Genomic DNA, 14,047 nt, shown 5'->3' on the forward strand with positions numbered 1-14,047 from the left:
GCCTTGTCTGTGATAAACAAACAAGGCTGATATTTAGGTCGAGTTAGTGATTGCTGTTCTTATAAATTAAACTTACCAACAACATCTTTCAACTCGGTATTCATTACTCCAAGTTCTGTTGTTGTTATTGCTGTATGTTCGGAGTTACTTGATAACTCGCTTACGATGTGCTGTATTTCACTCATATTACGGGTGACTTCATTACTTACTGTACTTTGCTCTTCTGCAGCAGAAGCGATCTGGATAGTCAGTTCACTAATAGTAGAAATTGCGATTTCCATACTTTCTAGATCTTGGTTTACTTCTTGAGTATCCGTTGCAGTTGTTACACAGCGTTCTTTGGTTTTATCCATCGCGTTCACAACGGCATTTACCCCTGAATTAAGCTTCGCTAACATCGTATTAATTTCTGATGTACTGTTTTGTGTACGTGCCGCTAATGCTCTGACTTCATCTGCTACTACGGCAAAACCACGGCCTTGTTCACCTGCTCGGGCTGCTTCAATTGCCGCATTAAGTGCAAGTAAGTTAGTTTGTTCTGCAATGTCGCCAATAACGGTTAGTACAGCACTAATTTGTTGAGTATGCTGCGCCATGCTTTCAATATTGACTACGGTATCTTCAACATCATCCAGTAAGGTTTGTACGTTACTTGATGCGCGAATAACCGTTATTTTTGATTGTGATACAGCATCGTGCATTTGCTGGGTGGCTGCTGCTGCGTCTGCTGCATTGGTCGCTACAATCGTTGCTGTGGTACTCATTTCTTCCATTGCAGTCACAGCTTGCTCTGTTTCTTTCGCGTGACTAATGACGATGTTATTGGTGATTTGAGTTTGTTCTTCAACTTGCGCCAACGAACCCGATATTTTGACTGAAGAATCATTAACAGACAGCATTAACGTATGTAAGTAATTAATAAAGTTATTCACTGAATTACCAATATCGCCAACTTCATCATTTGCTTTGATTTGCACACGCGTTGTTAGATCTGCATTACCTTGTGAAAGTAGGTCAATGTTTTCACGTAGTACGATCAAGCGCTGTGACAGACGTTTAAAGGTAATGTAACAAAAACAAATAATAGCCAGCATGAGTGGTAATTGAATTGCCGCGATAAGTGATAAAATAACCGACTCATTTTCATGTAAAGAGGCAACGGGAACGGCTAACGCAATTGACCATGGTGTCCCCTCTAATGGTTCAAAATACAGTGCGTACTCTTCGCCATTCTCAGCGTCATAACTAATATACTGTTTGTTATTCTGATTGTTTAAGTTGTTATTTACGGCATTAATAAATGTAGAACGTGATGCCAGAGATGTGGTTGTTTTTAATAATAAATCTCCTGAGGTAGCTGCTGTATTGTTAAGGATCTTACCATCTTGTTCGACAACTAGAATGTAGCCACCAAACTCTCGCTCTAAGTCTTTAGCAAGTTGGTTAAAGAAACCGAGTGTTACGTCAATTGTTGCCGCACCATACAGACGACCGTCTTTATAGATACCCATGCTACAGTTAGTACGTGCTTCGGTACTTGCCGAATCTTTGTATGCTGGCGCCCAAGCACACGTACCTCTTGGTGCATTTTGTCCGGCTCTGTGCCAAGACTGTTCAAAATAATTCGGTGCCGCGGCGGTATTCCAATAATCATTAGAGATCAATTGATTGTTACTATCTCGGTGCACAAAAGAACTGAATTTACGCATACCTTCTTGACGCTGATCTGGTAGTGGCCAAATACCGCCACCAAACACGCTGCTATCACCGTATTGATCAACCAATGCGGGCAGTAATTTATCAATTTGTTCACTGGATAATTCAGGGACCACTTGCGTGATATTTTTCTGCTGAGCTTCTACTTTATTGAGTTTACTAAATACATTTTCAGATACTGTTTGTAATGACTTATGAATGATGTCTTCTGAAGATTCAAGTAATTGTGGTGAGACGAAGGTTTTAATGCCGATCGTTGTTAATACCATAATTGCGAGCATAAACGCAATGAAGTAGGAAGAGTACATATTTTTAATAGAATTCATGATTTAGATACCTTGTGATGTCCCATAAATTAAAGCTATGTAGGCTATCGGCTGAGTAGCTGATATCACAAGGTTTTTTTATTGATTATTTTTAATTAAGTATTATTAATATCTAATTGGAGGCCATTTAAGTCAGCGACTTAGCTAAAATTAATCGACGGTAGAACGTATTTCACCATCGGTAAAACGCGTGACTAGCTTGTCGCCAGATTTTAGTTTGGCCACAGAGGTGATCACTTGGTGTTTGTCATTCTGCGTAATGGAGTAGCCACGGGTTAGTGTCGCTAGTGGACTAACTGTTTGGAGTTGTTGCACAAGATTTTGTAAATTATTTTGTTCTTGTTGTAAACGGCGTTGCATCGCACTGTGTAATCGAGTTTGTAAATTGGCTTGTTGTTGCTGCATCGCCGCTAGTTTATGCACTGGAGAGTGGGACTGTAATCGACCCGTTAGTTGGGTTAGATGTAACTTTTGCTTACCAATATGGCGATTAACGGCTTGGTTTAAACGTAGGCTAAGTTCATCGAGCTTTTGACTTTGTTGCTGCAATTTATGTTGTGGGTGTTGGTTCATCAATGTTTGTTGTAAGTAACGCTGTTGATGTTTCTTTTTCGCTAGCTGTGTTTGTATGGCTTTGTTTAAACGTCGGCTCAGGTTTGTCACCTGTTGTTGCAGGTGTGCTTGATCCTGACTCACGAGTTCGGCTGCGGCAGAAGGAGTTGGTGCGCGCATATCGGCGACGAAATCGGCGATAGTGACGTCGATCTCGTGGCCTACGGCGCTGATAATGGGTAATTGACTGTTAAAAATAGCTTGGGCAACAGAGGCTTCATTGAAGCACCATAAGTCTTCTAATGAACCGCCACCGCGGCCGACAATCAACAAATCAACTTCATTACGCTGATTGGCAATATTAATAGCATTAACAATCGCGGGTGCTGCTTGTGCACCTTGCACCAGCGTTGGGTAGATAATCACCGGTAAGTTAGGACTACGACGTTCAAGTACGGTCAGAATATCATGTACCGCAGCACCGGTTGCCGAAGTAACAATACCAATGCGTTTGGCATGTAGGGGCAGGGCTTTTTTATGTGCTTGGGCAAAATAACCTTGTGCATCTAACGATGCTTTTAACTGTTCATATTGCTGTTGTAATAAACCGTCGCCAGCTGGACTTAATGATTCAACCACTAATTGATATTCACCACGCGGTTCGTACATGGTTACACGTACTTTGGCTAATACTTGTTGGCCGTTGGCTGGACGAAATGTCACTCGGCGGTTATTGCCTTTAAACATGGCGCAGCGGACTTGTGAGCGACTATCTTTAAGCGATAAGTACCAATGTCCAGATGCCGGCGCGACAAAGTTGGAGATTTCGCCAGTCAACCATAGCGTCCCCATCTCTGATTCAAGCAATTGCCTAACGCTGGCATTTAAGTGAGTCACTGTATAAATATTTGCATTGTTCAAAATAAGGCTCTCTAGCGTTAAGCAGTTAAAATTAGATGTAATTGCGTTGGCATATTGTAGCAGATTTGCTTTTTAATAGGCATTAAGATCAACGGAAACTAAAAAATATTGAAATATAGTTTGCTTTTACCCACAAGCATCCATATACTTCGTCCGCAATATTTATACCAATTATGTCGTCCATTTTATACCTTTAACAAGGTGAGATATTGCCCATGCTAAGAATTGCCAAAGAAGCCCTTACCTTTGATGACGTACTACTTGTACCTGCTCATTCAACTGTTTTACCGAACGATGCTGACCTAAAAACTCAACTAACAAAAAACATCCAACTAAACATCCCTATGCTTGCAGCTGCGATGGACACAGTAACTGAAGGTCGTTTAGCGATCGCGTTAGCTGAAGAAGGTGGTATTGGTTTCGTTCACAAAAACATGTCTATTGAACGTCAAGCAGCTGAAGTACGTTTAGTGAAGAAATATGTAAGTGGTATTGTTGCTGAGCCCGTTACTGTAAAACCTGACATGACAATTGCTGATGTAGCTGAACTAGCTAAGCAATACGGTTTTGCTGGCTTTCCTGTAGTAACCGAAGCCAATGACCTAGTGGGTATCATTACTGGTCGTGATGTACGTTTTGTTGATGATTTAACTACCCTAGTTGAATCTGTGATGACACCGAAAGATCGTTTAGTGACAGTTGGAAAGAAAGCTTCTCGTGAAGAAGTGCTTGGCCTAATGCACAAACACCGTATTGAAAAAGTACTTGCAGTAAATACAGACTTTAAACTAACGGGTATGATCACGGTTAAAGATTTTAAACAAGCAGAGAAAAAACCAAATGCATGTAAAGACGAATTAGGTCGTTTACGTGTAGGTGCTGCTGTTGGTGCTGGTGGTTCTACTGCAGAGCGTATCGATGCATTAGTAGAAGCCGGTGTTGATGTATTATTAATTGATTCATCTCACGGTCACTCTCAAGGTGTTTTAAACCGTATTAAAGAAACACGCGCGGCATACCCTGATTTAGAAATCATCGGTGGTAACGTTGCAACTGGCGCTGGTGCACTAGCATTAGTTGACGCTGGCGTTAGCTGTGTGAAAGTAGGTATCGGCCCTGGTTCAATCTGTACTACCCGTATCGTTACTGGTGTAGGTGTGCCACAAATTACCGCAATCAATGATGCTGTAACGGCATTAGAAGGTACTGGTATTCCAGTTATCGCTGATGGTGGTATCCGTTTCTCTGGTGATATCGCGAAAGCACTTGCTGCTGGTGCATCATGTGTGATGGTTGGTTCTATGTTCGCTGGTACTGAAGAAGCACCTGGTGAAGTTGAACTTTACCAAGGTCGTGCATACAAATCTTACCGTGGTATGGGTTCATTAGGCGCTATGTCTAAGGGTTCATCTGACCGTTACTTCCAATCAGAAAACGCTGCCGACAAATTAGTACCAGAAGGTATTGAAGGCCGTGTTCCTTATAAAGGCAAATTGAAAGAAATCATCCATCAACAAATGGGTGGTATCCGTTCTTCAATGGGTCTAACTGGTTGTGCAACGATTCATGACATGAACACGAAAGCTGAATTTGTTCGTATCACTGGTTCTGGTATCACAGAAAGCCATGTTCACGATGTGATTATGACTAAAGAAGCGCCAAACTACCGTTCAAACTAAGCTTAGCTGAACGCATAGTTAGAAACTGATAATGCAAGGGGAGACAAGTGTCTCCTCTTACTATTATTACAAATACTACTACTAAATATATTTACAGGAATATCTTTAATGACCACAAATATTCATGAGCAAAAAATCCTAATTCTGGACTTTGGTTCTCAATATACGCAGTTAATCGCTCGTCGTATCCGTGAAATCGGTGTTTACTGTGAATTATGGACATGGGATGTAGATGAAGCGGCAATCCGTGAATTCAATCCAAACGGTATTATCCTTGCTGGTGGCCCAGAAAGCGTAACAGAAGCGGGTTCACCTCGTGCACCTGAATATGTATTCAACGCAGGCGTACCTGTACTGGGTATCTGTTACGGTATGCAAACAATGTCTGAGCAACTTGGTGGCAAAGTCATTAAAGGTACTGGCGAAGGCGAATTTGGTTATGCACAAATCGAGATGCAATCTCCTTCTGCGCTGTTCAAGTCTATCGAAGATGCAGTATCTGATTCTGGTAAAGCACTATTAGACGTATGGATGAGCCACGGTGATAAAGTTTCTGCTATTCCAGAAGGCTTTGTAACAGTTGCTAACACAGCGACTTGTCAGTTTGCTGCGATGGCAAACGAAGAAAAACGTTTTTACGGTGTTCAATTTCACCCAGAAGTAACACATACTCGTCAAGGTGAGCGTATGCTTGCTCACTTTGCAAAAGACATCTGTGGCTGCGACGGACTTTGGACTTCAACTTCAATTATCGATGATGCAATTGCTCGTATGAAAGCGCAAATCGGTGATGATGAAGTTATTCTAGGTCTATCTGGTGGTGTTGATTCATCTGTTGTTGCTATGTTATTACAACGCGCAATTGGCGATAAGCTGACTTGTGTATTCGTTGATAACGGTTTACTTCGTTTAAACGAAGGTCAGCAAGTAATGGATATGTTTGGTGATCGTTTCGGTCTAAATATTGTTCATGTTAAAGCTGAAGATCGTTTCCTTGAGCAAATGGCTGGCGAAAATGATCCTGAAACTAAACGTAAAATTATTGGCCGTGTATTTGTTGAAATCTTTGACGAAGAATCTAAGAAATTAAGCAATGCTAAATGGTTAGCACAAGGTACTATCTACCCTGACGTTATCGAATCAGCTGCGACTAAAAATGGTAAAGCGCACGTGATTAAATCACACCATAACGTAGGTGGTTTACCTGACGATATGGCAATGGGTCTTGTTGAACCATTACGTGAATTATTTAAAGATGAAGTGCGTAAGATTGGTCTTGAATTAGGTCTACCATACGACATGCTTTACCGTCACCCATTCCCTGGACCTGGTCTAGGTGTGCGTGTACTTGGCGAAGTGAAGAAAGAATATTGCGACCTATTACGTCGTGCTGACGCTATCTTCATCGAAGAATTACACAAAGCGGAACTTTACCATAAAGTAAGCCAAGCATTTGTTGTATTCTTACCGGTACGCTCTGTTGGCGTAATGGGCGATTGCCGTAAATACGATTGGGTTGTATCACTACGTTGTGTTGAAACAATCGACTTTATGACTGCGCGTTGGTCACATCTTCCGTATGATTTAATCGGTCATGTTTCAAACCGTATTATCAATGAAATTGATGGTATTTCTCGTGTGGTTTACGATGTATCTGGTAAGCCACCTGCAACAATTGAGTGGGAATAATCCTCACTTATTAAGCAGTACATACTGATATGAATATGAAAAGCAGCTCTTGAGCTGCTTTTTTGTTGTTTGGTTTTTAGTTTGCAGTGAAATACTAGACATACTGTCAGTGGATGCGGGATAAGTTCAAGTAACGGGTAATTATCATATGGTTCGATTAGAAAAATGAAATTTTTAGTGTTAAGTATTAGCCATTAATAGGGGCGCGCATATTATATAGTTTTATATTGGTAGATATTTTGCTATAACAACTATTGATATGGATACCACTCCGAAAATTATTAGCTCATAACAATGGATGTTGAAGCATATGATAATATTTCCCGCCTTTTTTTGTGCGTGTGTGAAACGTGCGAAAACGTTGACCAGTATACTTATTTTACTCTTACTTTCCGCATGCAGTAATACCGATGTCAGATTGAATTTATCTGCTTCTGCAGACCTTAATTCAAATGATTACAGCGGACCGTTACCTGTTATTGTGCGGGTATATCAGTTATCTGACGTAGCAACTTTCCGTAATGCGAGTTTTGATCAGTTGTGGAAAGCAGATGAATTGGTCTTAGGCTCTGCGCTTGTGAACAAAAAAGAATTGACCGTAAAACCGAATTCGAAATTAGATTATGAATTTATTCAAGCTGATGAGGCTGAATATATTGCGCTGTTTGTTATGTTTCGGAATGTGGAGAAACAGAACTGGCGCTGGCTGCATATATTAAATGATGGCGTACTGTCTTCCGATACCGAGTTTAATATTAAACTGATGAACAATAAAATTTCTTACTTGGATAACTAATTTTTCAGCTCTGAGATTGGATGCAAACCAGCTATTCGCATAGCTGGTTTTTATTTTATATATTCATTATCCTAGGGTGCCTACGACATCAACCTGAATATGTTCAGGTATCTCATTGTAAGACAAAACAGATAATCCTTTAGCAAAGGAACGCGCATAACGTGCAAGTAATGGACGGAGTTGCGGTGTAACTAATAGGGTCGCAGGATGACCATTTTGTTGTAATTGTTCTTTTACAGTCGGCATTCTCTGTTGTAATTGACTTAATAAATTTGGATCTATTGGGAAGCTATCTATTGCGGTTTTAGCTTCTTGTTGAGACTGGTTTAATGCCGTGAGCAGCGTTTGTTCTAATTCATCAGCAAGCGTAAAGGTATTAAGTTTGGTTCTATCGCCAATCGCGAGCGTGATCAGACTACGTTTTAAGGTGCAACGAATATCAGAACTTAATAAAATAGGGTCTTTGGTCGTTTCTGCTGAATCAATAATGGTGGTCGCAATATTAGTAATATCAACTAATGGCACTTGCTCTCGGAGTAACTGGCGGAAAACTTTAAGTTGATCATTATTTGTTAATGCTTTCTCTATATTATCGGCGAGCTTTGGAGATAAACTTTTAAGTCTTTCCATTAGCGCCTCATTTTCATTATAACCAAATATCTCAGACAAATTGTCACGAATTATTTTACTCATGTGTGTGGCAATGACCGTTGGACAATCGACAACAGAATAACCAAGATTGAGCGCTTTTGATTTTATGTTTGGAGAGATCCAAACTGCTTCCATATTGTAAGCAGGATCACGTGTTATCTCACCGTCTAAGGTGCCAAATACCTCACCTGATTTTATCGCAAGTAACTGGTCATGTTTTACAGAAGCTTCTGCGACTTTGGCCCCATTGAGCTTAATTCGATATTCACTCGGTTTTAATGTTAGGTTATCTTTTATACGCACTTCTGGTATTAAAAAACCCATCTTTTCAGAGTTAGTTTTGCGAATACCTCGAATCCGATTGAGTAATTCACCATCTTGTTCTTGATCGACTAATGAAACGAGCTGATAGCCAAGTTCAATAGACAAACAATCGATAACCGGTAAGTCACTCCATTTAAGCTGTTCATTTTTTTTTGTTAATGACTCGACCATTTTTTCAGCTTGCTGAATTGGCGCATGATCTGTTAAGTGGTCTTTTTGTTTCCAACCTACGAGAGCAAGTACAGCCGCGAAGATTAAGAATACTAATGTTGGCATACCCGGGACGAGACCAAGTATCAGCATGACGATTGCTGAGGTATAAATGACACTTGGGGTCGCTAAAAGTTGACGGCCAATTTGGCCTGATAACTCACCATCATCATTATTAATACGCGTCACGATAATAGCTGCTGCTGTTGCTAATAATAGTGATGGGATTTGCGCAACTAATCCATCACCAATAGTGAGCAATGCAAAACGTTGAAAAGCATCTGCAACACTTAAATCATTTTGGAATACACCAATGGCCAAACCACCAAGTAGGTTAATGAAAAGGATCATCAGACCAGCAATTGCATCACCTCGAACGAATTTTGAGGCGCCATCCATTGCACCATAAAAATCAGCTTCATGAGAAACATCTGTACGGCGGGTTTTAGCTTGATCTTGATCTATGATACCAGCATTGAGATCAGCATCGATAGCCATCTGTTTACCAGGTAGCGCATCAAGTGTAAAACGAGCTGTCACTTCTGAAATTCGCTCACCACCTTTAGTGATAACAACGAAGTTGATGATCATTAAGATAATAAAGACCACCATACCAACCACGTAATTACCGCCGATAACGACTTCACCAAATGCTTGGATTACTTTACCCACAGCATCTCCACCTTCATGGCCATGCAGTAGTACCATTCGGGTTGAAGCGACGTTAAGCGTTAATCGCAATAGGGTTGCAAGTAATAACACCGTAGGAAAGACAGAAAAATCCAGTGGACGTTTTGCTGATACCGCGACTAAAAGTACAAGTATCGAGAGTACAATGTTAAAGGTAAATAAGCTGTCGAGTATCCATGCTGGCAGTGGTAGCATCACCATTGCGAGGACTGCGAGTAAGAATATCGGCACACTTACTTTAATGTTTTTTATTGTGTTCCAGTTCACGAATAACCTCTTTAATTAACGTTTTAACGTTGCTGGGATTTCAAAGTTGGGTAATGTATTTGGTTGTTTTCCGCGCCCTTTTCGGTATGCATTCAGTTGCATGATATGCGTTAGAATATACGCGACAGCGGTATATAATTGTGCTGGTATTTCTTGGTCAACTTGTGTTGAGTGATAAATAGCACGCGTTAATTCAGGCGCTTCAATGATGTCTAAATCATGACTTGCGGCAATGCTTTTGATCCGGAGGGCCATACTGTCAACACCTTTAGCCACAATAAATGGTGCTTGACTACGCGCAGCATCGTATTTAACTGCAACCGCATAGTGAGTTGGATTTACAATGACAAAGTCAGCTGTCGGCACGGCTGAGTCAATTCTTTTTTGGCTCATTTGACGTTGAATTTGTTTGATTTTTTGTTTTATTTCGGGGCTGCCTTCTGCGCCTTTATGTTCATCTTTTATTTCTTGTTTACTCATCTTCAGCTTTTTATTCATCGACCATTTTTGGTACGGTAAGTCGATTGCAGCGACGATTAATAAAGCCGCACCCATAAACGAGAGGGTGATAGACATGATATACATAGCATTGTTAAGGACGTTCAAAAGAGGCATTTGTGCCATTGCTGCTAATTCATGCCAATGTAAGCTGAGCGCTTTATACAGGGTAAAACCAATAAGTGAAATTTTTAATATGGACTTAATAAGTTCAATAATGGTGTCTTTAGATACCATGCGTTTTAGCCCTGAAAGAGGGTTCATTTTACTCATTTTTGGCTTAATGTTTTTTAATACAAAGATCAATCCACCGGGCATTATACCGAGTAAAAATGTAGTTAAATTTAATACCAAAATAAATGGAATTAATACTTTTAGCATGTTGATTATTGCTTCACCAAGCATCACTATCATATATTGAGGGTCGCGAGTGACGTCTCGGGTAAGCTGCATCTGAATAGTAAATAATTCACTAAAATATTCACTAAAAGAGGGGGCGAACCAACTCAAACTAGAACCACTTATTAAGATTAACCCCGCGGTAGCAAGCTCTTTTGAACGTGCTATCTGACCTTCTTTTTTCGCATCATCGAGTTTTTTCTGGGTGGGTTCTTCGGTTTTATCTTGCGTTGAACTTTCAGACATTTAATCCTCCAGTAATTAATCGCATTTGTTCGAGAATGAATACCGTAAAATCAAAGAAACGGTTGGGAATGACACGAAATACCAGACCTAAGCAGATGATACCCAACATCATGCCCATCGGAAAACCTAATGAGTAAACGTTTAAAGACGGAGCGCTTCGGTTCATGACACCGAAGGTGATATTAACTAACAGCATAGCGACAATAGCAGGCATAGCTAACATTAGCGCGGCCATAAATATCCAACTGACAAGTTTTAAAACTATATCGATATTTAATAAGTAAATAGAAGAGCCGATTGGCCAAGTAGCAAAACTTTCAACTAAAATATCTAAGACAATTAAATGGCCATTGAAACTCAAAAATAACAGCGTAGCAAAAATAGTCAGTAAATGAGAGTTAACGTGAGAACTACCACCACTGCTTGGATCATTCATCACAGCCATCGATAAGCCCATTTGCATTGAAAGCATTTCACCAATCAATTTCATCATTGTAAACAGCATCGTTAAGCTGAGACCAAAAAATAGTCCAAATAAGATCTGTTCTAAAGCTAAAATTATACTACCTAAAGAAAAAGGATTGATGTTGCCTACGACGGGAACCACTGGAGAAATTAAAATCGCTAAAGTTAAAGCAAACAAAATACGCACACTAGGTGTAATGCGATTATCACCAAATAAAGGTAATAGCCATAATGCTGAAATAATGCGAAAGAATGGCCACCATATTTTACCTATCATGGTCATTAATTCGATACTAGACAAGTTAAGCATAGCTAACCGATGAGTCCTGGAATATTCAAAAACATATAATCAAAAAGTGCGCTAACTTGCGCTAATAGCCAATGACCTGCAAATGTAACCATTAATAAAGTAACGATTAATTTTGGTAAAAAGCTTAATGTTTGCTCTTGGATTTGTGTTGCAGCTTGAAAAACACTGACAATTAAGCCGACAACTAATCCAGGGATCACTAATACAGACACCATAGCAATAATAGTGTTAACAGCTAAGCCCATTAACGATACAACCTGTTCTGGAGTCATCGTTAGCCTCCAAAACTGGCTGTTAATGTACCGACCGTCATTGCCCAACCATCAACTAAAACAAATATCATCAGTTTGAAAGGTAAAGAAATAATAAGTGGCGATAGCATCATCATGCCCATTGCCATCAGCACACTTGCGACGACAAGATCGATGACAAGAAATGGAAGAAACAGCATGAATCCGATCTGGAATGCTGTTTTTAATTCGCTGAGGACAAATGCAGGCATTAAGACAACAAAGGGGATATCATCAACCGAGGTCATTGGGGGTTCATTCGCAATTTTTAGCATCTGTTCAAGGTCGCTTTCACGAGTTTGCTTAAGCATAAAACTGCGTAAAGGAATTTCTGCTTTTCCTAGCGCCTCAATAAGTGTCATATTACCGTTGTCGTAAGGTAAGAATGCATCCTCGTGTATCTGAGTCCATACGGGTCTCATGATCAGTATCGTTAGGGTTAGCGCGATACCAACGAGTACTCGATTGGGTGGACTTTGTTGTAAACCAATAGCTTGTCGTAATATTGCCAGCACCACCACAATACGGGTGAAGCTTGTCAGCATCAATAACATAGCGGGTAATAAACTCAATGCTGTCATCAGTAATAACAGTTGTAGTTTTATACTGTATTCTTGAGATTGCCCGCCATTATTGACAGAAAACAAGGCTAAATCAGCATGCGCTGGTGCCGAAAGACTGATAAATGCTAAGAATACGGCTAAGCAGATGCTGAACTTTCTCATGCTTTTAATCCACTCACCACATCATCTACAACATCAATTAACTTAACGCCGTATTTACCATTTACAACTACCACTTCAGCGGTTGCTAAAAGTTGCCCGTTAACTTTCACGTCAAGAGGTTCATCTGCGAGCTTATCTAATTCTATAACAGCACCGCTGCTTAGCATCATTAAGTCACCAATGACGAGTTTAGTGCTGGCCACTTCGAGTGTTACATCAACGGGAATATTATGAAAAAAGCTAAGATCTTTCTTTATTGGCTTATTTTCTGCCGTCATAAGAGAACTATCATCTTGTAAAATATCGTCCAGGCTATCGATACTATCCATATCTAAGTTGATATCTCCTACATTAAAATTACTCATTATTTAGATCTCCAAAATTAATCGTTTGTATCGGTTACTTGCATTACTAATCGTCCAGACTGAACGACTACTCGGCCATGAGCTATAACATGATCACCAGTACAGGCACTGACAATTTCAGGTAAGTCCATCATAATGAAATCACCTGTTCTTAGCTGTGTGAGTTGTTCGATATTAAGCTGAGTATTCGCAAGAATAACCTTGATATTAGTTGGTATATTCGTTGCTGCGTTAGCCAGTTTTGTTGCTAACAATTCATAATCTGGCATCGTACTGTTGCTTGATAATGTTTGGCTAATAAATTCTTTTGGGTACCAAATTTTCCAACTGGGAAGGTACTCTTTTATCGTGCAATCAATAGTTGATGCAATAAAATCACCACCTGTAATTGGTTGATTAGTATGACTTATGACCCATTCGTGATCATGGTTTAATTGATTGTCTAACGCGTCAAGTTGGATTGTTAAAATGCGCTTAAGTAGTCGATATTCAGAATCACTTGGTTGCTCTAAGCTATCTTTGTTGCTGGGTTTACTTGCTCCAAGAAAGATTTCTGTCAGGGTATATAACATCGAATTATTGATTGATAATAATACTTTTAGCCCCGCATTATTTTTGGCTTGAAGCCAAATTATATTGGTACTTAAATCGTCAGAATTAACCTTTTGATGGGTGAATTTTTGTAGCACGATTCTGCATTCATATTCATTAAATAATTGAGATAAACGGCGCTCAATGTCACGATTCGCCAAGGAAAGATCTGAATTAATGACTTCAAGGTAATCAGTCCACTGACGACGTTCACCGAGTAGATCGTATTTTTCAATCTCAGCTGATTCGGCTGCGAGTGTAATTTTAGGACTAACCGATGTAGGTTTTACAACCAACATAGTAAATTCTCCAATGGATAATGCCTAATTAGACTTAA

The 14,047-nt window shown here is 39.9% G+C and carries 12 protein-coding genes; 3 read left to right on the top strand and 9 right to left on the bottom strand.

What is annotated here, in order from left to right:
- Nucleotides 1–59 precede the first annotated feature (59 nt).
- Complete coding sequence (locus BT797_RS02330) at nucleotides 60–2,042, bottom strand: methyl-accepting chemotaxis protein (RefSeq protein ID WP_045109170.1); 1,983 nt, start codon at nucleotides 2,040–2,042, stop codon at nucleotides 60–62.
- 150 nt (nucleotides 2,043–2,192) lie between these two features.
- Entirely contained in the window at nucleotides 2,193–3,500 is a 1,308-nt protein-coding gene (gene xseA, locus BT797_RS02335) for an exodeoxyribonuclease VII large subunit (RefSeq protein WP_217650838.1), read from the bottom strand.
- A gap of 230 nt (nucleotides 3,501–3,730) precedes the next feature.
- On the opposite strand from xseA, the gene guaB reads away from it, so the two are divergent.
- From guaB to tssJ, 3 genes are all read left to right on the top strand, one after another.
- Nucleotides 3,731–5,194: an IMP dehydrogenase gene (guaB, locus tag BT797_RS02340; protein ID WP_045109172.1), complete on the top strand. Its 1,464-nt coding sequence runs from the start codon at nucleotides 3,731–3,733 to the stop codon at nucleotides 5,192–5,194.
- A 108-nt stretch (nucleotides 5,195–5,302) separates the two neighbouring features.
- On the top strand, nucleotides 5,303–6,883 hold the full coding sequence (gene guaA, locus BT797_RS02345) for a glutamine-hydrolyzing GMP synthase (protein ID WP_075470984.1): 1,581 nt from the start codon (nucleotides 5,303–5,305) through the stop codon (nucleotides 6,881–6,883).
- Between the two features lie 310 nt (nucleotides 6,884–7,193).
- Nucleotides 7,194–7,679: a type VI secretion system lipoprotein TssJ gene (tssJ, locus tag BT797_RS02350; protein ID WP_244534099.1), complete on the top strand. Its 486-nt coding sequence runs from the start codon at nucleotides 7,194–7,196 to the stop codon at nucleotides 7,677–7,679.
- 66 nt (nucleotides 7,680–7,745) lie between these two features.
- Here the strand turns inward: tssJ and flhA are convergent, their stop codons facing one another.
- The 7 genes from flhA to BT797_RS02385 are packed head-to-tail and all read right to left on the bottom strand — an operon-like array spanning nucleotide 7,746 to nucleotide 14,009.
- The gene (flhA, locus tag BT797_RS02355) at nucleotides 7,746–9,821 is read right to left on the bottom strand and encodes a flagellar biosynthesis protein FlhA (RefSeq protein ID WP_075470986.1); all 2,076 of its coding nucleotides are present in this window, start codon (nucleotides 9,819–9,821) and stop codon (nucleotides 7,746–7,748) included.
- A 15-nt stretch (nucleotides 9,822–9,836) separates the two neighbouring features.
- A complete protein-coding gene (gene flhB, locus BT797_RS02360; protein WP_045109176.1) occupies nucleotides 9,837–10,964 on the bottom strand; it encodes a flagellar biosynthesis protein FlhB in 1,128 nt (375 codons plus the stop codon).
- Entirely contained in the window at nucleotides 10,957–11,739 is a 783-nt protein-coding gene (gene fliR / locus BT797_RS02365; protein WP_075470987.1) for a flagellar biosynthetic protein FliR, read from the bottom strand. Before fliR ends, flhB begins: the two co-directional genes overlap by 8 nt.
- 2 nt (nucleotides 11,740–11,741) lie before the next feature.
- Nucleotides 11,742–12,011, bottom strand: a complete 270-nt coding sequence (gene fliQ, locus BT797_RS02370) for a flagellar biosynthesis protein FliQ (protein ID WP_045109178.1) — start codon at nucleotides 12,009–12,011, stop codon at nucleotides 11,742–11,744.
- Between the two features lie 2 nt (nucleotides 12,012–12,013).
- Nucleotides 12,014–12,754: a flagellar type III secretion system pore protein FliP gene (gene fliP / locus BT797_RS02375; RefSeq protein WP_139291619.1), complete on the bottom strand. Its 741-nt coding sequence runs from the start codon at nucleotides 12,752–12,754 to the stop codon at nucleotides 12,014–12,016.
- On the bottom strand, nucleotides 12,751–13,119 hold the full coding sequence (gene fliN / locus BT797_RS02380) for a flagellar motor switch protein FliN (protein WP_045109179.1): 369 nt from the start codon (nucleotides 13,117–13,119) through the stop codon (nucleotides 12,751–12,753). The genes fliP and fliN overlap by 4 nt, the downstream gene beginning before the upstream one ends.
- Before the next feature lie 17 nt (nucleotides 13,120–13,136).
- The gene (locus BT797_RS02385) at nucleotides 13,137–14,009 is read right to left on the bottom strand and encodes a FliM/FliN family flagellar motor switch protein (RefSeq protein WP_075470988.1); all 873 of its coding nucleotides are present in this window, start codon (nucleotides 14,007–14,009) and stop codon (nucleotides 13,137–13,139) included.
- Between the last annotated feature and the right edge of the window lie 38 nt (nucleotides 14,010–14,047).

Source organism: Moritella viscosa (genome assembly GCF_900120065.1).
Lineage (GTDB): Bacteria > Pseudomonadota > Gammaproteobacteria > Enterobacterales > Moritellaceae > Moritella > Moritella viscosa.